Origin of the sequence: Pseudomonas sp. CCI1.1 (assembly GCF_034348165.1) — a bacterium.
Taxonomy (GTDB): Bacteria; Pseudomonadota; Gammaproteobacteria; order Pseudomonadales; family Pseudomonadaceae; genus Aquipseudomonas; species Aquipseudomonas paracarnis.
Map to the genome: position 1 here is coordinate 3,216,903 of NZ_CP133780.1, position 19,641 is coordinate 3,236,543.

General features: G+C 55.0%; 18 protein-coding genes and 2 pseudogenes. 14 read left to right on the top strand and 6 right to left on the bottom strand.

Annotated elements, in window-relative coordinates; genetic code table 11:
* The first annotated feature begins 43 nt into the window (after positions 1 to 43).
* From RHM69_RS14450 to RHM69_RS14465, 4 genes are read left to right on the top strand one after another with little or no spacing between them, the layout of a single operon-like run.
* Positions 44 to 1,192 carry a tyrosine-type recombinase/integrase gene (locus RHM69_RS14450; protein ID WP_121372886.1) on the top strand — a complete coding sequence of 383 codons (1,149 nt, stop codon included), beginning with the start codon at positions 44 to 46 and terminating at the stop codon, positions 1,190 to 1,192.
* Positions 1,192 to 2,862, top strand: coding sequence for a hypothetical protein (locus tag RHM69_RS14455; protein ID WP_121372885.1), 1,671 nt, complete (start codon positions 1,192 to 1,194; stop codon positions 2,860 to 2,862). The genes RHM69_RS14450 and RHM69_RS14455 overlap by 1 nt, the downstream gene beginning before the upstream one ends.
* A complete protein-coding gene (locus tag RHM69_RS14460; RefSeq protein WP_121372884.1) occupies positions 2,859 to 4,763 on the top strand; it encodes an integrase in 1,905 nt (634 codons plus the stop codon). The genes RHM69_RS14455 and RHM69_RS14460 overlap by 4 nt, the downstream gene beginning before the upstream one ends.
* The gene (locus tag RHM69_RS14465; protein WP_121372883.1) at positions 4,760 to 5,188 is read left to right on the top strand and encodes a TetR family transcriptional regulator; all 429 of its coding nucleotides are present in this window, start codon (positions 4,760 to 4,762) and stop codon (positions 5,186 to 5,188) included. Before RHM69_RS14460 ends, RHM69_RS14465 begins: the two co-directional genes overlap by 4 nt.
* 95 nt (positions 5,189 to 5,283) lie before the next feature.
* Here RHM69_RS14465 and RHM69_RS14470 read toward each other — a convergent pair.
* Positions 5,284 to 5,472: pseudogene (locus tag RHM69_RS14470) on the bottom strand (IS3 family transposase); the annotation flags it as partial.
* A gap of 101 nt (positions 5,473 to 5,573) precedes the next feature.
* Here RHM69_RS14470 and tnpA point away from each other — a divergent pair.
* From tnpA to tnpC, 3 genes are all read left to right on the top strand, one after another.
* Positions 5,574 to 5,906, top strand: a complete 333-nt coding sequence (tnpA, locus tag RHM69_RS14475; RefSeq protein ID WP_033901902.1) for an IS66-like element accessory protein TnpA — start codon at positions 5,574 to 5,576, stop codon at positions 5,904 to 5,906.
* Positions 5,903 to 6,238 (top strand): IS66 family insertion sequence element accessory protein TnpB, encoded by a 336-nt coding sequence (tnpB, locus tag RHM69_RS14480; protein WP_033901901.1) that lies wholly within the window; start codon positions 5,903 to 5,905, stop codon positions 6,236 to 6,238. Before tnpA ends, tnpB begins: the two co-directional genes overlap by 4 nt.
* A 61-nt stretch (positions 6,239 to 6,299) precedes the next feature.
* Positions 6,300 to 7,889: an IS66 family transposase gene (tnpC, locus tag RHM69_RS14485; protein ID WP_033901900.1), complete on the top strand. Its 1,590-nt coding sequence runs from the start codon at positions 6,300 to 6,302 to the stop codon at positions 7,887 to 7,889.
* Here the strand turns inward: tnpC and RHM69_RS14490 are convergent.
* The 3 genes from RHM69_RS14490 to RHM69_RS14500 all read right to left on the bottom strand — a co-directional run bounded on the left by RHM69_RS14490 (position 7,819) and on the right by RHM69_RS14500 (position 10,768).
* Positions 7,819 to 8,891 (bottom strand): IS3 family transposase gene (locus RHM69_RS14490; RefSeq protein ID WP_416151975.1). Its coding sequence is split into 2 segments (ribosomal slippage): positions 7,819 to 8,657 and positions 8,657 to 8,891, totalling 1,074 coding nucleotides; the frame shifts between segments, so codons are not numbered across the junction. The two genes, tnpC and RHM69_RS14490, sit on opposite strands and share 71 nt — an antisense overlap.
* A gap of 59 nt (positions 8,892 to 8,950) precedes the next feature.
* On the bottom strand, positions 8,951 to 10,195 hold the full coding sequence (locus tag RHM69_RS14495; RefSeq protein ID WP_121373050.1) for an ATP-dependent nuclease: 1,245 nt from the start codon (positions 10,193 to 10,195) through the stop codon (positions 8,951 to 8,953).
* Positions 10,196 to 10,480: 285 nt separating this feature from the next.
* Positions 10,481 to 10,768 carry a barstar family protein gene (locus RHM69_RS14500; RefSeq protein ID WP_105642014.1) on the bottom strand — a complete coding sequence of 96 codons (288 nt, stop codon included), beginning with the start codon at positions 10,766 to 10,768 and terminating at the stop codon, positions 10,481 to 10,483.
* Between the two features lie 122 nt (positions 10,769 to 10,890).
* Between RHM69_RS14500 and RHM69_RS14505 the strand changes: the two are divergent.
* The 7 genes and pseudogenes from RHM69_RS14505 to RHM69_RS14535 all read left to right on the top strand — a co-directional run.
* Positions 10,891 to 11,151 (top strand): annotated as a pseudogene (locus RHM69_RS14505) (transposase); the annotation flags it as partial.
* Between the two features lie 53 nt (positions 11,152 to 11,204).
* Positions 11,205 to 12,878, top strand: coding sequence for an ATP-binding protein (locus RHM69_RS14510; protein ID WP_121373051.1), 1,674 nt, complete (start codon positions 11,205 to 11,207; stop codon positions 12,876 to 12,878).
* Positions 12,875 to 13,768, top strand: a complete 894-nt coding sequence (locus RHM69_RS14515; protein WP_162954728.1) for an HNH endonuclease — start codon at positions 12,875 to 12,877, stop codon at positions 13,766 to 13,768. The genes RHM69_RS14510 and RHM69_RS14515 overlap by 4 nt, the downstream gene beginning before the upstream one ends.
* An 88-nt stretch (positions 13,769 to 13,856) precedes the next feature.
* Complete coding sequence (locus RHM69_RS14520; protein WP_121373026.1) at positions 13,857 to 14,705, top strand: hypothetical protein; 849 nt, start codon at positions 13,857 to 13,859, stop codon at positions 14,703 to 14,705.
* A gap of 168 nt (positions 14,706 to 14,873) precedes the next feature.
* Positions 14,874 to 16,049, top strand: coding sequence for a restriction endonuclease (locus tag RHM69_RS14525; RefSeq protein ID WP_162954712.1), 1,176 nt, complete (start codon positions 14,874 to 14,876; stop codon positions 16,047 to 16,049).
* Positions 16,050 to 16,275: 226 nt separating this feature from the next.
* Positions 16,276 to 17,271 (top strand): AAA family ATPase, encoded by a 996-nt coding sequence (locus RHM69_RS14530; RefSeq protein ID WP_020302717.1) that lies wholly within the window; start codon positions 16,276 to 16,278, stop codon positions 17,269 to 17,271.
* A 7-nt stretch (positions 17,272 to 17,278) separates the two neighbouring features.
* Positions 17,279 to 18,610 carry a DUF58 domain-containing protein gene (locus RHM69_RS14535; protein ID WP_200600724.1) on the top strand — a complete coding sequence of 444 codons (1,332 nt, stop codon included), beginning with the start codon at positions 17,279 to 17,281 and terminating at the stop codon, positions 18,608 to 18,610.
* A gap of 52 nt (positions 18,611 to 18,662) precedes the next feature.
* Here the strand turns inward: RHM69_RS14535 and RHM69_RS14540 are convergent, their stop codons facing one another.
* Positions 18,663 to 19,022: a PilZ domain-containing protein gene (locus tag RHM69_RS14540; protein WP_019821226.1), complete on the bottom strand. Its 360-nt coding sequence runs from the start codon at positions 19,020 to 19,022 to the stop codon at positions 18,663 to 18,665.
* 222 nt (positions 19,023 to 19,244) lie between these two features.
* Positions 19,245 to 19,619: a tetratricopeptide repeat protein gene (locus RHM69_RS14545; protein ID WP_003193903.1), complete on the bottom strand. Its 375-nt coding sequence runs from the start codon at positions 19,617 to 19,619 to the stop codon at positions 19,245 to 19,247.
* Positions 19,620 to 19,641: the final 22 nt, after the last annotated feature.

The following is a 19,641-nucleotide window of genomic DNA, read 5'->3' on the forward strand; positions in this document are numbered from 1 at the left end:
TGGTACTGAGCAACGGGGGTATGTTCAGTGCAGGAGACGGCAGATGGAGCTTGTGTGGGCTACTGAGGATTTTGTGATTGCTGGGCAACCCTATGCGGGGTTCCCAATTCTGCTTTGGGACTCAATGGAGAGTTGCATCCCGGCCAATCGGTTCTTTCGCCACTACCTTCTTCGCGGGGACATTGGATCTAGGCGTTCCTGGCCTAGTACTGGACGCGCAGTTTATGACTACTTCAGCTTTCTCCAAGCTCATGAGCTTGACTGGCGTGACGTGGATCGTGGCGAGGCCAAAACCCTTGTGGCTGCCTATCGAGACTATTGCTTGGTCGCTTGTAACCTAGCGTTGAATACCACCCGCCAGCGCCTGACGTACATTTGCAAGTTCTACGAGTTCGCACAGAGAGAAGGTTGGGTGATGCGCCTGCCATTCGCCTACGAAGAGCGCAATGTTAAGCGCAAAGTAAGCTTCCTAGGACATGTAGATGCCAGCGGTGGCCATGCGATGGCAAACGATGTGATGCCTCGTCGCCATAAACCCCTGCCCAAGTTCCTGAGCATTGGTGAGATCAAGTCGCTTATCGCAGCAGCAGAGAACCCACATCACCGGATGATGATGCGTTTGGCGCTACATACGGGTATGCGTCGGGAGGAGATCGCCACTTTCCCGCTGGCGTATGTATTCGACCCAGATAAAAAGGCGGGGTCCGAGCGCAATCTCCGCATTTGTCTGGATCCGTTCGACGGTAGCGGCATGGCCACCAAAGGCAGCAAACCGAGAAATATTTATATCGGCCGCAAATTCATGGCCGAGCTCTATCGCTATCTAACGAAGGTCCGCGGTGAGCGAGCGTCGCTGAGCAAAACCCCACAGAAGACCTTGCTCCTCAACCAAGACGGGCATCCCTATTCTGAAGAAGGCAAGAGCCTTAACCGGATCATTGGCGACACTGGCAAGAAGGCTGAAATCAAAGTCAATACGCACATGCTCCGCCATACCTACGCCACCCATACCTTGGCCAGCCTTCAACGCAACGTTGAAAGTGGGATCGAGCCCTTGGTGTTCATTCAGCGGCAACTCGGCCACAGCTCGATTCAGACCACCATGATTTATCTCCATTTGGTCAACGAAATGGCTGATGAGGCGGTGCTCGCCTATGACGATGAATTGCACGTCCTGGCGGAGTCGACCTGATGGGCAAGCGCAAAGTATTTGCGAAGACCGACCTCAGTGTTCCAGAAGTAGAACATAGCTACGACCCGACAGGAAATGTGGTCATTTTGCCCGATACCATTCCTCCGGCGAACTCCGCTGTCAGGTTCCCGCGGAACACTTCTACCTGTCGGAGCTTCAACTTTGCCCGCTGGTATGGCGCAGGCATCGACCCCATCACCTACGCCTGTCAACGCCAGATCGAGCGCTTCCTAGCCGGACAGGACAACGCACTCACAGTTACCACAGTGGTTGGCTACTGCTTGAACGGGCTGCGCCATTTTCTCGACTGCTGCATGCTACGGGCGACGGCTCTCGGTCGTGACTTAGCATTAGCCGATGTGAATCGGGATCTAATCGACGGCTATCTCGGTTACTTAGAAGGGCTGGGCACAGCGACTATTAGCCAGAAAACGCGCTATTCGCATACTAAGCCCGTGCTGTTTGCCTTGGGACGGCGTGGAATAATTCCTTTGATCACATTCGGCGATGGCGCCACCTTCCCGAACAATCCCTTCCCGAAGATCAACCACAAAACCAAAGGCGAGACTGCGCTCTCCAAGCGCGAGCGCCAAGCACTCACAGTTGCGCTGCGGCAGGCAATAAAACCAATCTGGACCAGCAATGTGCCTATTAGCAGCGAACTGCTAGTTTTTGCTCTACTGATCGTGGCACTGCACACCGGACGCAATACCACTCCTCTGCTGGAGATGGCTCGCGATTGTTTGCGCCCGCACCCTAAAGACGACACAACGTTTTTAGTGTTGTGGAAGCGGCGTGGCTACAACACGAGCAAAGTCGCACTGCGCAGGGCACCACAGGATGAGAACCTTTTAGAATCAACACCCAGCGTTAGAACCAATATAGAACGACTGATCCGTCGCGTCATGGCACTAACAGAGCCTTTGGATGCGGAGGCCCCAGAAGATCTCAAGGGCCGCGTTTGGATCTATCGTAATCACGACACCGGCCGGGTGACGGCGCTGACTGCGAATACATTAAGTGAAATGACAATTCGGCTTGTCGCCAAGTATGGTCTGACCGACAGCAACGGAGAGCCGCTTCGCATCAACATCTCGCGCTTACGCAAAACTTTTGGAAACCGCATCTTCGAGCTGACCACCGGCGATTTAGCGACCACTGCGGCAGCGCTCGGCAATACCTCCCTGGTGACTGACCAACATTATCTAGCTCCTGGCGAGGACGCACGTCGTAACTGGCAGTTTATGGGCGAAGTTCTGGTGGAGGAACTACTTACACGTACTATCGGTGCCACATATGAAGACACCCCTATGGGCCGCTGCGCCGACCCGAAGAATGGCCAATACGCTCCGAAGCGTGAGGGCGCGACTTGCATGAACTTCATGAACTGCCTGCGCTGCAAACACTACGCAGTGACTGCCGAAGATATGTACAAGCTGTTCAGCTTTTACTTCCGCGTTCTAGCCGAGCAGTCACGCATGGACAAGCGTCGCTGGGCGCGCGATTACGCACACATCCCCCGCCTGATAGACCACTACATCATTGCTGAGGGGATTCGGCGCGGTACTTTCAAGGCTGCATCAGTGGACGCTGCCCGTGAGCTCGCGCGCACTACTCCACACCCGTTCTGGTCCGTTGATCTGATCGACAGCCTAGAGGTATTTGCATGAGTGACAACCTTCTGGCAGCGCAACCCTTGCCCCCCCTTGCTGCACAGCCGTGCGATGTTCGTGGACTCACCGAATCAGATCGCAACGCTCTAATAATCTGTGCTATTAAAGTTGATGGTCAGTGGGTCATCCTCAGCCGATACGGCGACGACATCTGGTACCTCGATGGCTTTGCCAGCAACACCCCTGCAAACAGGAAACGGATAGACTTCAGCACCGTGCCGCCGACATTTCGGAGCGTGATGAAGGCAATCATGTACAGGTACCTGCGGCGCGGTCGTCCCGGGGCAAGTCGGCCTAAAGGTGCCATATTAGTAAATAGCTTTTCTTGCACAAGGCCTTTCCTACGCCACTTGGACGCGCTCAAAATCGACCGCCTGAGAGCAGTTACACCTGCGATCTGCGCGACCTATGTCGCAGCCTGCAAAGCGTATCGCCAAACAGCACGCTCCAGAGGTAAGCCTTTATCACAGGAGGGTTTGAGTAAACGATTCAAGGCAGTCGAAGCTCTCTATGAACTGAGCCAGTACACTGAAGATCCAATGCCAAATCACCCGTGGCCTGATACTTCCTCACTGGGAATGGCAGGGCTCACTGGCGGTGGTAACCGCAACAAGCTACCAGGCAAGACGCCATTGATCCCGGATGATGTGTTCTGCATCCTATTCGAGAAGGCATACCGACTGATTGAGAGCGCCCAACAACTGCTCGACCTGCGGGATGAGCTTGATGCGTTCGCGGATCAAAAAAAGAGACAGCTTTTTAACGCTTTCACTATCATTAAGGCCAAGAGCCGACATTTGGACACCCTCGGTTGGGAGGGTGGCCTGAAGACCTATAATAGGGCATTGATCGACCTACGCACGGCCTGCTATATCGTCTTAGCGAGCACCTCCGGTTGCCGCCACCATGAACTAGCCTATGTGCAGTCGGGTGCACATCATCGTACTCAAGACGATGAGGGCACTATCTATCACTGGATGCGATCACGATCGGTAAAGACCGATGTCGGTATGCATGATTGGATGATCCCCGCAGCTGCTGTACGTGCCCTACGCGTGATGGAGCGTTGGTGCGCACCTTATCAGGCCAAGATTTCCACCGAGATTCTGCGGCGACGACACGCAAACCCCAAGGACCCGCAGATAGCCGAGGCGCAAAAGCACCGACATGCGCTTTTTCTTGGCGTATATCCAAGAGCAGGAAATCAGGTACGTACGCTTACTACCTTATCTTTATCTATAAACCTCAATGCCTTCGCAAAAGGTTGCGGCCTGACCTGGAACTTTGCAAGCCACCAGTTCCGTCGCAAATTCGCCAATTATGCCGCGCACAGCCGCTTCGGCGACCTCCGCTACCTAAAGGAGCATTACGCTCACTGGACACTAGACATGACTTTGGGCTACGCCATGGACGAAAGTTGGGGGAAGCACCTGGACCTTGAGCTGTACGATGACATTCAAACGGAGCTGGAAGATATAAAACTCGGCGTCGTCGATAGCTGGGTGAGCGAAGCCCCTTTGACAGGGGGATATGGGCGCGCCATCAAACGATGGCAGCGAGATCCGCAGAACCTGCTGATTTTCAAGGATCGCGCCTCGATGTTGAAATCTATATCCGAAAGCACCGCGATTCGCAGCAACGGCCATGCCTGGTGCACGGCCGACGATGACGCCTGCGTCGGGAATAACCTTGAACGGACTCGCTGCGGTAACTGCAACAATGCCGTGATTGGTATAGGCCATACGCCCATTTACAAACGACTCTACGATGACCTAGAAGGGCTGTTGCACTGCTCGGACATTGGCGAAGGAGGCCGACAGCGCGTCGAGCGCGATCGGACTCGCTACCGTGAAGTACTGGGACAACTGGGAATAGATACAGAGGCATTAATCACATGAAGCCCAGGGACAAGGCTCCCAATTACAAGGCCGCCGAGGATCGCGCAAAGGATCTGACACTTGCCCTCTACCGCATCCAGAAGGCACGCGCGCACACAGGGGAAACCAAGGTCACCATTGCCGCGGTAGCCCGCGAGGCAGGGGTATCGACCGCGCTAATCCACAACCACTATCCACAGATTGCAGAGGTCATCCGAGAGATTCAGGGCCGCTCTAGTCGCGCTATACGTGATGCGAAGCATCAGGACTTGATTGTCGAACGGAGGAAATCCTTAGCTTACCGGCAGGAGATTGAGGAGTTGCGGGCTAAGGTTGCCAGCCTCGCGTCTATCAATGAAGTGCTATTGGAAGAGAGTCGTGTGCTCAAATCTAAACTGAACGACCGTAAAATTGTCGAGCTGGCCTCAAAAAGAACGCACGGTTAAGCGTTTCTTACACTCTGAAAACTAAGTCGATTCAGAAGAGTCAGCTTTTCGCCAATGCCTGTCGACAGTCGTAGTACTGAATCGCCCCGGATTCTCTAGACACCTTGCAAGCTCATTGCATAACGCTTTTCAAACTCTACCGGTGACAGCTGATTGTTGAAACCATGGCGGCGTTTTGCGTTGTAGAACATCTCGATGTAATCAAACACATCACTACGAGCATCTTCGCGCGTGGAATAGATTTTCCGCTTGATCCGTTCCCGCTTTAGAAGCTGGAAAAAGGTATGCGTCCGGCCAACCCCCCTTCCTGTCCCCGGCGCCAAAGGCGATGGTGTCCACCTAATTTAAGTGGACACCCTTTCTAGCCTTTTAAGCGGGTCTTTTCATGCAGCCACAACGCCGCTCCTACTCCAAATCCTTCAAGGCCCAGGTCATTCACGAATGTGCCCAGCCCGGAGCCTCGATTGCCAATGTCGCACTGAGCCACCGTCTCAACGCGAACCTCGTCCATAAATGGATTCGAGTGCAAGCGCAGAAAACCACCGCACTGCAACCTGCTTTCATTCCGCTGCCCGTGCCACCAGCCGGAGCAACTTCGCAAGCCGCGGCATCGGCTATCTGTCTGGAAATCCCACACCCGCGTGGCACCGTCAAAGTGAACTGGCCGACCGAGAACGCCGCTGCCTGTGCGACCTTTCTGCGAGACCTGCTGCGATGATTCGCATCGATGCTATCTGGCTCGCCACCGAGCCTATGGACATGCGTGCCGGCACCGAGACTGCATTGGCCCGGGTGATTGACGTGTTCGGTGCGGCGAAGCCGCACTGCGCTTATCTGTTCGCCAATCGCCGCGCCACTCGCATGAAAGTGCTGGTCCATGACGGTGTGGGTGTTTGGCTTGCAGCGCGTCGGCTGCATCAAGGCAAGTTTCATTGGCCGGGCATACGCCATGGCCCGCAAGCCGAACTCGATACTGAACAACTTCAGGCTCTGGTACTGGGTCTGCCGTGGCAGCGGGTCGGTTCAAACGCTGCAATCACGATGCTCTGATACCCGCCATTCACCTATAGGCTGATCGCCGCTGAGTGCCGGCTCTGGCACAATCAGCGGCATGACTTCGCTCCCCGATCTTGACCACCTGACACCCGAACAACTGCGCGCACTGGCCGCGCAGTTAATGCAGCGTGTCGGCACCCTCGATCAAGAGGTGGATACGCTGGGCAAGACAGTCGATACCCTCGGCAAAACGGTCGAGACGATGGGCAAGAAAATCCATCACGACAAAACCCTCATCGAGAAGCTGACCCACGAGATCGCGCAGCTCAAGCGGTTCAAGTACGCCAAGCGCAGCGAGCAGATGCACCCGGAGCAGGCCAGCTTGCTCGATGACTTGATCGACACCGATATCGCGGCGATCGAGGCTGAGCTTCAAACGTTACAACTCGCCCCGGCACCGACCGAGACCAAACAGAAGCCCAAGCGCACTGCATTACCAGCGGAGTTTCCGCGCACGCTGATCCATCACGAACCGGACAACACTCACTGCCCATGCGGCTGCGCACTTAAACGTATCGGCGAAGACGTCAGCGAAAAACTGGACTACACGCCTGGCGTGTTTACCGTCGAGCGCCATGTGCGTGGCAAGTGGGTCTGCGATGACTGCGAAACACTGATCCAGGCACCGGTACCGGCACAGATCATCGACAAAGGCATCCCGGCCGCTGGGTTGTTGGCTCATGTCATGATCGCCAAGTTTGCCGATCATTTGCCCCTTTACCGCCAGGAATCGATTTTTGGCCGTGCCGGCTTGGCGATCCCGCGCTCGACGCTGGCTCAATGGGTGGGGGCCTGCGGTGTGCAATTGCAGCCATTGGTTGATGCACTGCGCGATGTTGTACTCGCACACCCGGTCGTTCATGTCGATGAAACGCCGGTACAAATGCTCATGCCGGGTCTGAATAAAACCCATCGCTCATATGTCTGGGCCTATGCCACCAGCCAGTTCTGCGAAACGGCGGCGGTGGTCTACGACTTCAGCCTCAGCCGCGCCGGAGAGCATGCCCGAAACTTCCTGCAAGACTGGAAAGGCCAACTGGTCTGTGATGATTTCGGTGGCTACAAGGCCAGCTTCGAACTCGGTGTAACCGAGATCGGCTGCATGGCCCATGCCCGGAGAAAGTTCTTCGAGCTGCACGCGACCAACAAGAGCCATATCGCTGAACAAGGCTTGCGCTATATCCAGTTGTTGTACGAAATCGAAAATGAAGTCCGTGACCTGGAGCCGGACTTACGCCGCCGAATACGGCAAGAAAAAGCAGCTCCGGTGATGGCTACGTTACACACCTGGATGATCGCCCAGCGCGACCTTGTGCCCAACGGCTCGGCCATCAGCAAGGCGCTCGATTACAGCCTCAAACGCTGGACGGCGTTGTCGCGTTATCTTGATAACGGGGCTGTGCCCATAGACAACAATTGGTGTGAGAACCAGATCCGGCCATGGGCTCTTGGGCGCAAGAACTGGCTCTTTGCAGGCTCGTTGCGAAGTGGAAAACGGGCGGCAGCCATCATGAGCCTCATCCAGTCGGCGCGACTGAATGGGCATGATCCGTATGCCTACTTGAAGGACGTCCTCACGCGTCTGCCGACGCAGCGGGCGAGTGAAATTGAGGAGTTGCTGCCGCATAGGTGGCAGCCGGTTTAGTTACGCAAGGGGTGATGCCCGGACGCATACGGAAAAAGCTCTCAGCCACGGCGTTGTCATGACAATTGCCTCGGCGGCTCATGCTGGCAACCAAATTGTTCGCCTTCAAAAAACTGCGCCAATCGGCGCTGCTGTACTGGCTGCCCTGGTCGGAGTGAACCATCACCTCCTGCTTCGGTTTACGCCTCCAGACCGCCATCAATAACGCATCAATGGCCAAATCACTGGTCATCTGCGACTTCATTGACCAGCCAACGACCTGACGAGAAAACAGATCCAGCACCACTGCCAAATACAGCCAGCCTTCATACGTACGAATGTAAGTGATGTCGGTGACCCAAACTTTGTTGGGTTCTACGACATCGAACTGGCGCTTCAGTAAATTGGGTGAGGCGACCGCTGGCTTACCGCCGTATTTGCCAGGACGGCGTCGATACCCTGTCTGAGAGCGCAGACCTTCAAGACGCATCAGCCTCGCCACACGATGCCGACCACAATCCTCACCGACTTCGCGCAGATCGTCATGGACTTTGCGATAGCCATAAACGCCGCCGCTCTCCAGCCAGGAATGCTTGATCAAACCCAGCAGTCGCTGGTCGTCTTTGGCGCGTACAGATTGCGGCTCAGACAGCCAGGCGTAATAACCGCTGGGATGGACTTTCAGCGTCAGGCAAAGCCGTCGAATGGAATAATCGCCCGCTCGCTGCTTGATAAAGGCGTACTTCAACCGCACTCCTTGGCAAAGTACGCGGCGGCCTTTTTTAAGATGTCTCGCTCTTCGGTGACGCGCTTGAGTTCGGCTCGCAGACGACGCAGTTCAGCGTGCTGATCGTCGTCTTGCTGCCGTTCTGCCTGAGGTTTGCTGTAGCGCTTTATCCAGGCATAGAGGCTATGCGTCGACACGCCAAGACGCGCCGCCACATCAGCGACAGGCAGCTTCTTTTCGGTCACTTGATTGACCGCTTGGATTTTGAACTCTTCGGGATAACGTGGGTTGCTCATGGCACCTCCTGATTGGCCTCAGTTTAAGGCATGGAGGTGTCTACGAAACCCGGGGCGATTCACACGTAGCGTGCGAAGTACAGTTCAGGATAGGCCCGGACAGCTTCCCGAACGAACTTAGAAGCCTCTTCGTCTCCTATCGGCAGACTTATTTGGCGTACTTCGGTGGAGCGGAATTCCAGATTTAATCGGAAGTGCCGCACGCTAGATGGCTCTACCCGTGCAAGGATGCTGGGCGAGTGGCTGGAGACTATCGCTTGAGCGTTTGACCCTGCAGCGACCTCTTCGACCTGATTGATGATGCGAGACAGGTAGAACGGAGCCAGATTGTTTTCCGGCTCTTCAAGCGCGACGATGGTCAGCGCAGGTAAAGCGATACCAGCACCTGCGAAGCCTGCTGGAGCGTCATCACCTGAAAGTCTCGCCTCAATATCCAGCGTTGCCGAGACCATAGCCATATGGAACAAAGAGCGCTGACCGTCGCTCAGATCCTCTAGCGCACGGTCTTGTCCATCTTCGGCGGGGAGGAACACTACTTCGACGCGCCTGATGAATTCTTGCCAACGTGTGTCGACGGGGCGGAAAGATGGTGTGGTGTGAGTACCTGCTGAATGGAGCTGCCGCCACCGCCGGGTAACTGCAGAGCTGATACTATCTACAGCTGCCTCGGCAGAAAACGCTTGATTCACGGCTGTGCCAGCGTCGGTCAATGAATCCTTAACCTGCTCAGACCAATTGATTGCGCGCCAAAGCCGACCGCGTATGAAAGCGGTGACCTGGGACGCGCCGTCTCGCGTTGCCGGTATGTAGATGAGCTGGACTCGCGAGCGATCGGAGCCACGAAGCTGGTGGAGGTCACTTTCTTCGAAATCCCCGAAGGTCTGCACTGCGCAGTAGGACTCTTCGATCGCACCGTCCAAGGTGCCGTCGTCCGTCCATGTGGCGTGTAGCCTTAAACGCACCTTGAGATTGCCATTCTCCTCGGCCGCCATGTTCTTGAAAAACGCTGGTACAGCAGGATTTTCCGCGTCGGCATCTAGTTCTGGAAATGCAAGGATTGCCTCGAGCACCAAGGTACGAGCAGCAGGCCGTTCTGTCTCATTAAAGGGAATATGAAAGTCTTGCTTGCGCAACCGTCGTTGCTCAGCCGTGACACCAAACAGCCGCTGCAAGGCTTGCATCACCGCAGTCTTACCGGTGCCGTTATCGCCTACAAATGCTACAAGACTTGGTCCTAAAGCAACGGGGGTTTGCTGAGGACCGAAACAGCGAAAATTCGCCAAACCAAGACGTTCAATGTGCATGCGATCTTCCTGACAGCAGTTTCATGAGAGCCGCCTCAGTCTGCGATTAGAGAGACAGCTGTGCTTCCGCGCAGCACATAGCGTAGCACTCAACAGCGATCCCGAAGCGATCACCCGGAGTTTCGTAGACACATTTTCAATGACTGCTTCTGGCCCAGAGTGTGTAAAAACAGATCAGCCAACGGCACTGAACCAAGGATCTCGTTGCTGGATCTGCTAAAAGTTTCCCTGAGTGAAGCTGACGTTTTTACGTGGCTCCGGCCGAATGTAGGCTTGAAAAATCGTTTAGTCGAACTCCACATCTGATGCGAGTTCTGGATACTCAATCTTCATGTCTGCAAGGCATTTTTGCATGAGCTTCGCATCCCCCGGCAAACGTCTGGATAAAGTATCCCACCCTGAAATTTTCAGTTGCGCGGGCATTTGCACAAGTCCTGTAATTGCGTCCCAGAAAGCATCCCAATTGCAGCCGTACCAGCCGGGGAATCCGAGCGCAACCCTCAAGGTGGAATGGAGTTCATCGGAACTCGCCACCCCACTTAAGTCAATCTTTACAACCTGTAAGCGGGTCATCGTCAGCACCTCAAAAATTGTTCACCGTTGAGAGGGGTAACTGAAGTCTGCTTCTGCTATGGAGCCTATACCTCCACGCACCTTTGCTATGATTTCCGAGGGAGTTAACTCAGGGATCGTCAATGAAGCGCTTCATCCAAGGCGAACATCGCGGCCAAAGCACCTTGCTTCCCGAGAGCCTTGACGACTACGTCAGCGATACCAATCCGGTACGTGTAGTTGACGTTTTCGTCGATGAACTCGACCTGGTCAAGCTGGGTTTTGACGGTGTCATACCGGCAGATACGGGCCGGCCAGCTTATCATCCCGCGATCCTGCTGAAGATCTACATCTACGGCTATCTCAACCGCATCCAGTCGAGCCGACGTTTGGAGCGAGAAGCCCATCCATTTAAGCAATGGCCCAGCAGACGCAGACACAAGGACTCGTGATTCGAATGACAATCCAGATTTATCCACCATCGCGTAAAGAATTGAGCGAAATCGACAGCGTGTTCGCTCTGCAGCAGGACGATTGGAACGATTACAGCTATCAAACGTTGTACCACCTCTACTATCGCCCCAAGTCAGACGAACCTAATGTGGTCACCTACATCGGCGGCGTGAAAATCCTAAAACAAGGACAGACAGCAGGGGCTCGTCTCATCAAAAAACCTTTTACCCAGTTAGGGGAAGGATGGGTCTCTGTTGGAACGTCTCTTGATTATTACCAACGCCTTAACGAACTCCCCAGTGGTCGTCGAAAACGCATCATGCATGCGTTACAGGATGCAGTGGCGAACCCAGATCTCGTTGACGTGTTCAAAGATGAAGATGGATGGAAGTCTTCGATTTTCAGAGACACTCCTGATTGGAAGGAATTTATTCGTGATGCACGAATCCTCTACGAGGGCAACTTCAAAGCACTCATAGGAATGGAAGCATTTTCTTTTCTTCCCGCCGGAGCTACCCGCCCCATCGAATTCAATTTCGAGGCACCAAAGCCGAAGGGATACCGCGGATCTTATCGGAAGGTCGGACCTGGTCGGAATCGAGTTCTGTTACCCGAGAGGATTATCGTGCTGATCGGCCGTAACGGGTCCGGCAAAAGCACAATCCTCTCCCGGTTGTCCCACCTCGCGTATGCATCGCCGCATGAACGTGATCAGGACAAATTTGCTGCAATGGGGGAGATAACGCCCAGAGCCATCGGTTTCATGCGGGTTATTACTATCTCCTACAGCGCATTTGATAGCTTCGTAGTACCAGGTCTCGCTGCTCGTGATCTATCCCAGATCGTCAATGACATCGAAAGCGGTGATAGCCGCTTCGTCTTCTGCGGGCTTCGAAACGTTGTTGAGGAAGTCCGCGATGATCTGGAAAAGATACGCGCCGAAGCCGAGTTTGATCCAGATAGCGAGCCGCCCGAGATTTCAATGGAAAGGCGCAACTCGACAAAACTCAAATCGATTGATGCGCTGGCGGACGAGTTCGTAAGCCTGCTGAGGACTATTCGAAAAAACAAGAGGGGTGAGTTGTTCGAGTTAGCTGTTGAATCGTTGATTGCTGACCCTTCATTTCGAGATTTGAAAACACAGTTGGCTGACCTCATGCCAAGACCTCGGCGTTCTCGGCAGCATTTCATGGACTGGAGCACTGGACATAAAATTGCCCTACACGTGATTGCCTCCCTAATCGCCCATGCGCGTCCACAGTCACTTGTCCTTTTCGACGAACCGGAAACACATTTGCACCCTCCGCTAATGGCCGCGCTGATGCAATCCGTGCGGATGATCCTGACAGAGCTGAACGCCTACTGCGTGGTCGCCACTCACTCTCCGGTACTGCTGCAAGAGACACTCGCTTGCCACGTTCGCTACGTTAGTCGTAACGGTTCGGAAATCACCATTAAAAGGCCAAAAATTGAGACTTATGGGGAGAACATCGGCCTCCTTACCTACGACAGCTTTGGGCTCACCGCGGCGAGCACGGACTATCATGCGCCTCTCGATCTATTGGCCGAAGAGTACGACACTATTGATGAAGTTGAGACTGCATTCGAGTACGGCCTGAGCGCCCAAGCGCGAGCCTATGTGCTCACCAAGCAAGCGAAGCGTAGGTTGCAAAAATGAGAAACCTTCCCTTACCTAACCGTGAGTCGTCGCGAGCGGATCTGGCCGCTTCCGTGCGCGAGTACAACTATAAAATTCCGCGTGGGCATAAGCTCAAGGAAGCTGAAATTACACAACTGCTCACCATCTATGACCGCTATGACGCAGATCTCGGTGCAGCCAGCGAAGTATTGAAAGGTTCTGGATTCCCTAAGTCGCTGATCGACGCGATATACGCTGCGTACGACCGAACTCAAGAGGGCCGTCTGCTGTACTCGTTGCGTGAGCGCTTATTCAAGGGGGTAGATCTGTGCCCGATTTGCGGCATCGACACGGTTTCAGAGCTCGACCACTTTCTGCCTCGGTCTGAGTTTAAACCGCTGGCGATCTACTCGCGAAACCTCGTACCAAGCTGCCACGATTGCAACCACATAAAGCTCGCAGGTTTCGGGGAGGTGGCCGAAGGTGAGCTAACCTTAATTCACGCCTATTTTGATGAATTACCCAATATTCACTTCCTTGAGGCGAAAATCGATATATCCGAGGGCGGATTGGTTGCCACTTTCCAGGTCTTGGACGATGTTGACTTGGCTGAAGGCCTCAGTCATCGCCTGGCGCACCAGATAAAGACGCTTGAACTGAATGACCGCTATGAAAAAGAAATCAACATCTACCTAATGTCGCACGCTACCGGGGTCCATCTTGAGCATGCTCGAAGTGGTAAAGCCGGTGTTCGGAAATTCCTCCGAACTCAGGCTCGTATTGAGGAGCAAAAGCTTTATTCGAATCACTGGCGTCCTACTCTGTTGAGAGCTTTGTCTAGGCATGATGAATTCATAGATGGAGGATTCGTGGGGATTTTCAACGTACCTCAAAACATTCTCGACGACCTATTTGACGAAGAAGACTGATAAGAGTTGTGATGGTACGACGCCCTTATCCGAGGTCGCGCGCGCAGTTATAACTTTATTATTTATTGATGAGGGGGGAGATGAGTAGATGGCAGATGAAAGCAATAAGGTAATTGGGCTATGTGCGCTGTGTGGCCCTGACAATGGGGAAATTAGGGTTCTGCGCCAAAGTCATTTCCTGCCAAAGGCTATCTACAGGTACCTCAACCGGTTCAAAGCCGAAGGTACGAAGTTATTACTCCGGAGTCAGGAAGACGAAAAAGTATTCTCTATGGGTAAGCAGGTAGTCCAGGCCTTATTGTGTGACACGTGCGAGGGGTTGATGTCAGCCGAGGGCGAGGATTACTACTTATCAACGCTGCTCAAGATCAATATAGAGGAAGAGCTGCCTTCGCCGGTTTACCAAATCCTAAAGAAGAGTCTGATACCTGCCTGGACGGCGCCTCAAGGAAATTATGGGCCCGGCCTGATTCTGAGTGTCGGAAGCCATATCTTGCCGGCTATTAAATCGCAACAGCTGTATCATTTTGTGATCGGCATGTTCTGGAAGGCGACATTTGAAGGTTGGGAGCATTGCCAAGTTATGCCCTTGGAACCGCATGTTATAGAGGAGATGCGTAATTTTCTCCGGGGTGGAGATTTTCTTCAGGGCTATATAGTCAGAGTCGTGCCATCATTCTGGCGGGCCAAGTTCGGAGCAGTTTTTCCAGTTCTGGACCAAGGACAACCCTTCTTCTCTATACAACAGTTCGACTTTTACCTCGAAAAGGCTGAGCAACAGTTTAGGCTGGCTAAATCGATGGAGGCTGTCCCGTTGCTTTATACCGTCGATTCAATGAGGTCTGAGAGGGCATATCGGATTATGACTGCAAACTTTAAGAAAGCGGCGCAAACAAACTCTGCTACAAAGACCCAATTGTCTTGGCTAGGAGAGTGACCGCAAGGGAGCGTTCATTGAGCCCATCGCTTTGCTACTTAAGTGGGGATCGGTGGCAGCTGCGTGGTTTATGCACACAAAGAGGTTATTCGCTGAAAAGCGATGGCATATTCCCCACATGCGACTAACCACATAGTTGAGCCTCGATTTATAGACGGAATGACAGCAATGGACAACCCCATGGCCTCGGAAGCTGCGGTTCATCGGCTGGTCGCTCAGATCACGAGTATTACGATTGAGTGGGCTAAGCACCATGATATTTGGTACGACGCCTGCCATGCAGACCCCATAGCTCACTATGATGACGAACCTTGGCCTGGAGGGGCACTACTTCTACTTTGTGCGGAGAGTCCGATAAACACCGTGCTTGAGTGGGATCACAAGGAGGCACAGGAGCTAGGTCGCACACTTGAGTCAGTCGGCGTATACCTAGAATGTCATGAGTCATGCACATGGGGATACTATTTAGTCGATGACGAGAGTGATCTTGCTCAGGCAGCCTACCGCGTGGCACGTTGGAAATGGATATGCCGTTTGGTTGAGGCAGACACAGCGGATGTCAGTGGTGACCTCTACGCTCATTTTGCGACGAACGCGCAAGACTTTCATCGGCTTACGCCTCGCGAGTTTGAAACGCTCATCAGCAGCATCTTCGCCGCTAGAGGATGGAAAACAGAGCTCGGTCCGGGTTCTGGGGATGAGGGCGTAGACCTACGTATTTGGCAACGAGATCCGATTGGAGACCTGCTCACACTGGTACAGGTGAAGCGTTACGCAGCCGGTAATCCTATCAAGCTTGATGCGGTTGCTGCTCTTTCAGCTCATGTAGACCGTCATAAGGCTAGTCGCGGCCTATTTATTACATCATCGCGCTATCTACCTGGAGTGCGTCGTTTTGCCGAGCAGGCGGGCTCAAGGCTCATCTTGGCAGATACCAGCAATCTGACACAGTGGTGCCATGAATCGGCGCAAGAAATGACTATGGCCCGTAATCGGGCTCTCGCCGCTCAAGAGCTTTTACCCTTGCTTCAAGGAATCCAAAGTCGAGGAATAGATCCTCGTCTGGTTGTTGGCGATCGGCGTTATCCGAGCTTTTGCGTCGTATTGCGTGAGTCGCGAACCTCCGCTCTGCTAGCACACATACCCAGTGTCCGGATCTCCGGAGACATTCAAATGGGGCAGGTCATGCCCGTTTTGAATCAAGGAGCTGAAGTCTCTGAACACCGAGACACAGTGTTCCGTGCATCACGGACTGAAGAACGAGGCGAAGTAAGGTATTGGGGGCAGCGAACGCTATTTTCAGCTTGGAAAGGCAGGCCGGTTGGATTCGACCAGTGGGACTAGGCAAGTAATTCAAACAGCATAACAGACAGTTTGCCAATGCCGACGCACAGAAAAATGTGCGCTCGCGCGGCTTGCGTCTTCAGCGGTTACCATAGAATTACGACCGTGCGGGATGGACGTTACTCTATCGTTCCGTGCATAAAAAACACGAAAAAAGTTAGATTAGGTAACCAACTGATTTATGGACGATAAAACAAATGTAACAGTTAACAAGGCTCCAGAAGTCGTGAGCGACTCTCCACTGGCCACCGCCCTGACCGCCGAAAACCTTCAGCAGGCCAGCCAGCAGGCCCAGGCGCTGCGCGTGGAATTGCGCAAGGCCGTGATTGGCCAGGACCTTGTGATTGACGACGTGCTCACCGCCCTGATCGCAGGCGGCCACGTCCTGCTTGAAGGCGTGCCTGGCCTGGGCAAGACCTTGCTGGTACGGGCCCTGGCCCGCTGCTTTGGCGGTGATTTCGCCCGCATCCAGTTCACCCCGGACCTAATGCCCAGCGATGTCACCGGCCACGCCGTTTACGACCTGCAGACCGAACAGTTCAAACTGCGCAAGGGGCCGTTGTTCACCCACCTGTTGCTGGCCGACGAGATCAACCGTGCACCCGCCAAGACCCAGGCAGCGCTGCTGGAGGCCATGCAGGAACGCCAAGTGACCCTGGAGGGCGAGGCGTTGCCCATCGGCCAGCCCTTCATGGTCCTGGCGACCCAGAACCCTATCGAACAGGAAGGCACCTACCCACTGCCCGAGGCCGAACTGGACCGCTTCATGCTCAAGGTGCGAATGGACTACCCGGATGCTCTACAAGAGCTGGATATGGTCCGCGAAGTGACTCGCTCGTCCAAGGCAGACATGTTGGAGGTGCAGCCGTTGCGTACCGTGCTGCAAGCCGAGGACGTGGTACGGATGCAGCAAATTGCCAGTGACTTGCCGTTGGATGAGCAGGTGCTCGACTACGCCGTGCGCCTGGCCCGTGCCACGCGCAGTTGGCCGGGGCTGGCCATCGGTGCCGGCCCCAGGGCCTCCATCGCTCTGGTACGCGGTGCCCGTGCCCGTGCGCTGTTGCGCGGTGGCGAATTCGTCACCCCCGATGACATCAAGGGCTGCGCCCTGGCGGTACTGCGTCACCGGGTACGCATCGCACCAGAGCTGGACATCGACGGCTTGGAGGTCGACCAGGTGCTCCAGCAGTTACTCGACCAGATTGCGGCACCAAGGCAATGACGCGGCCATGAAACCGACTCGTCTGCTGCTGACCTGGCTGGGCGTTCTGCTCGGCTTGAACATCTTGTTGGGCGCTTCGGCAGCGTTGCAGTTCAAAGTGCCCGCCACCTTGCATTCGGTAGCCTGGGGCCTGCTGCTGGCCCTGTTGCTGCTGGCGATGCTGGATGCCGCACGCTTGCGCCGCCGCCCCTCGGTCCGCGTATACAGGACACTGCCCGGCAGCCTGGCGCTGGGGCGCTGGGAAGAAATACGCCTGTGCCTGGAGCACGACTACCCGCAACCACTGACCGTGCAGGTGTTCGATCACGTGTCCGATGGCCTGGCTGTGGAGAACCTGCCTCAATTCATTCAACTACTCCCCGGTGAACGTGCTGAGCTGGGCTATCGCGTGCGCCCCTTGCGGCGCGGGCACTTCCATTTCAGTCGCTGCGAGCTGCTGCTGCCCAGCCCATTGGGGCTGTGGTCGGCACGACGATGGGTCGACACCCGCGATTCCACCCGTGTTTACCCGGATTTCGCGCGCTTATACGGTGCGCAGTTACGGGGTGTGGATAACTGGCTGAGCCAACTGGGCGTGCGCCAACATCAGCGGCGAGGGTTGGGCCTGGAATTTCACCAACTGCGCGAGTTTCGTGAAGGTGACAGCCTGCGTCAGATCGACTGGAAAGCCACCGCCCGCCAACGAACGCCCATTGCCCGGGAATACCAGGACGAACGCGACCAGCAAATCGTGTTCATGCTCGATTGCGGCCAGCACATGCGCAGCCAGGATGACGAACTTTCCCATTTTGATCACGCGCTCAATGCCTGCCTGCTGCTGAGCTATGTCGCCTTGCGACAGGGCGATGCGGTAGGGCTGTGCACGTTCGCCAGCGACCAGCCGCGCTACCTGAAGCCGGTCAAGGGCAGTGGCCAATTGAACCTGTTGCTCAATGCGGTCTATGACCTACAGACCACGCGAAAAACCGCCGACTACCAGGCGGCCGCCAGCCAGTTGTTGGCACGTCAAAAACGCCGGGCGCTGGTGATCATCGTCACCAACCTGCGGGATGAGGAGGATGAAGCGCTGATGGCTGCCGTCCAGCGTATCGGCAGGCATCACCGGGTACTGGTGGCCAGCCTGAGGGAAGAGGTCCTCGACCAGCTACGTCAGACGCCTGTGCAGACATTGCCCGAAGCCCTGGCTTACAGCGGCACGATCGATTACCTCAACACCCGCAACCAACGCCATGATCGTTTGAGTGCCCATGGGCTGTCGGTGCTCGATACCTTGCCATCGGCGCTGGGTGCCGGGCTGGTCACACGCTATCTGGAGTGGAAAAAGGCCGGGGTATTCTGAGGATGACTGCGCAGGGGTATGGCCAGGAAACGGCCACGACCCCACGCATAATTCAGACAGAGGCCTGCAAAGGATAAAAGCTGAAGTACTGCAACAGCGCGTTGATCAGGTGCCGGTATTCCTCGGGCGCCTCAAGCACGCTGAACCCCGAGTCGTAATGCTGCGGGGTGACATCCTCGTGGCTCCACAAGCAGGTTGCCGTGAGGTCAATCGCCTTGAACTCGCCTTGCGCCACCGGCACTTTCAAGCGCAGCTCGAAATCCACCTCGGTCATCATGGGTAACGAGCTGATCAGCATCAGACCGTTTTCAGACACATTTCCAAGATAGCCGATTGGCTTGTCGGTAATACGATTGAACACCTGCAGAAAATACGGCAGTTGATGCCGCTCGATCCGTCGTTCGGTAAACATGGTGAAGTCGCCATCCAATAGCCAAAAATCTGGCCGTGCCAGTGATTCGGAACAAGCAATCGCTCGCTCTCCCTGGATCTCGGTGTGACAAAACCTACCGCTTGTCACCAAACAAATGCCGAATCCGGGCCTTGCATCCGTTCGAATGGGAAACTGCACAAACAGACATTCAAAGATTAGCCCAAGACTGGCGACAGGCCAGCTATAAAATGACAAATACCATTACAACGACGCAGGCCTTGGTTTTGCCAGGCCTGCAGCCGGCAGATGCCCCAGTTGCTGCAAGGTATCGAGCCGCGCGCGGGCTCGATAGGCGTACTCGCTAGACGGGTAGTGGCCGATGATGAACTGATAGGTCTGCGCGGCATCGACAAACAGTTTCTGGCGTTCCAGGCACTGCCCGCGCAACATCGAAACCTCCGGTTGCACGTAGCGGCGGGTACGGCTCTCGCGATCGACCTGGGACAACTCCAGGGTGACACGCTGGCAATCACCGACCCCATAGGCGCGGTAAGCGTTGTTCAAATGGTGGTCCATCGACCAGCGGGTACAGCCGACAACACTGACGGCCAGGGCAGCAACGAGCAAAATTCGCATGGGGTTCTCCTGTCTTGTGCAG

Bases quoted from the DNA above. Each gene is read 5' to 3' on its own strand.
- RHM69_RS14455 (WP_121372885.1), top strand. From the start codon at position 1,192: ATGGGCAAGCGCAAAGTATTTGCGAAGACCGACCTCAGTGTTCCAGAA.
- RHM69_RS14510 (WP_121373051.1), top strand. From the start codon at position 11,205: ATGACAATCCAGATTTATCCACCATCGCGTAAAGAATTGAGCGAAATC.
- RHM69_RS14450 (WP_121372886.1), top strand. From the start codon at position 44: ATGGAGCTTGTGTGGGCTACTGAGGATTTTGTGATTGCTGGGCAACCC.
- RHM69_RS14525 (WP_162954712.1), top strand. From the start codon at position 14,874: ATGGACAACCCCATGGCCTCGGAAGCTGCGGTTCATCGGCTGGTCGCT.
- RHM69_RS14535 (WP_200600724.1), top strand. From the start codon at position 17,279: ATGAAACCGACTCGTCTGCTGCTGACCTGGCTGGGCGTTCTGCTCGGC.
- tnpB (WP_033901901.1), top strand. From the start codon at position 5,903: ATGATTCGCATCGATGCTATCTGGCTCGCCACCGAGCCTATGGACATG.
- RHM69_RS14460 (WP_121372884.1), top strand. From the start codon at position 2,859: ATGAGTGACAACCTTCTGGCAGCGCAACCCTTGCCCCCCCTTGCTGCA.
- tnpC (WP_033901900.1), top strand. From the start codon at position 6,300: ATGACTTCGCTCCCCGATCTTGACCACCTGACACCCGAACAACTGCGC.
- RHM69_RS14545 (WP_003193903.1), bottom strand. From the start codon at position 19,619: ATGCGAATTTTGCTCGTTGCTGCCCTGGCCGTCAGTGTTGTCGGCTGT.
- RHM69_RS14495 (WP_121373050.1), bottom strand. From the start codon at position 10,195: ATGCACATTGAACGTCTTGGTTTGGCGAATTTTCGCTGTTTCGGTCCT.
- RHM69_RS14540 (WP_019821226.1), bottom strand. From the start codon at position 19,022: ATGTTTACCGAACGACGGATCGAGCGGCATCAACTGCCGTATTTTCTG.
- RHM69_RS14465 (WP_121372883.1), top strand. From the start codon at position 4,760: ATGAAGCCCAGGGACAAGGCTCCCAATTACAAGGCCGCCGAGGATCGC.
- RHM69_RS14520 (WP_121373026.1), top strand. From the start codon at position 13,857: ATGGCAGATGAAAGCAATAAGGTAATTGGGCTATGTGCGCTGTGTGGC.
- RHM69_RS14515 (WP_162954728.1), top strand. From the start codon at position 12,875: ATGAGAAACCTTCCCTTACCTAACCGTGAGTCGTCGCGAGCGGATCTG.
- tnpA (WP_033901902.1), top strand. From the start codon at position 5,574: ATGCAGCCACAACGCCGCTCCTACTCCAAATCCTTCAAGGCCCAGGTC.
- RHM69_RS14500 (WP_105642014.1), bottom strand. From the start codon at position 10,768: ATGACCCGCTTACAGGTTGTAAAGATTGACTTAAGTGGGGTGGCGAGT.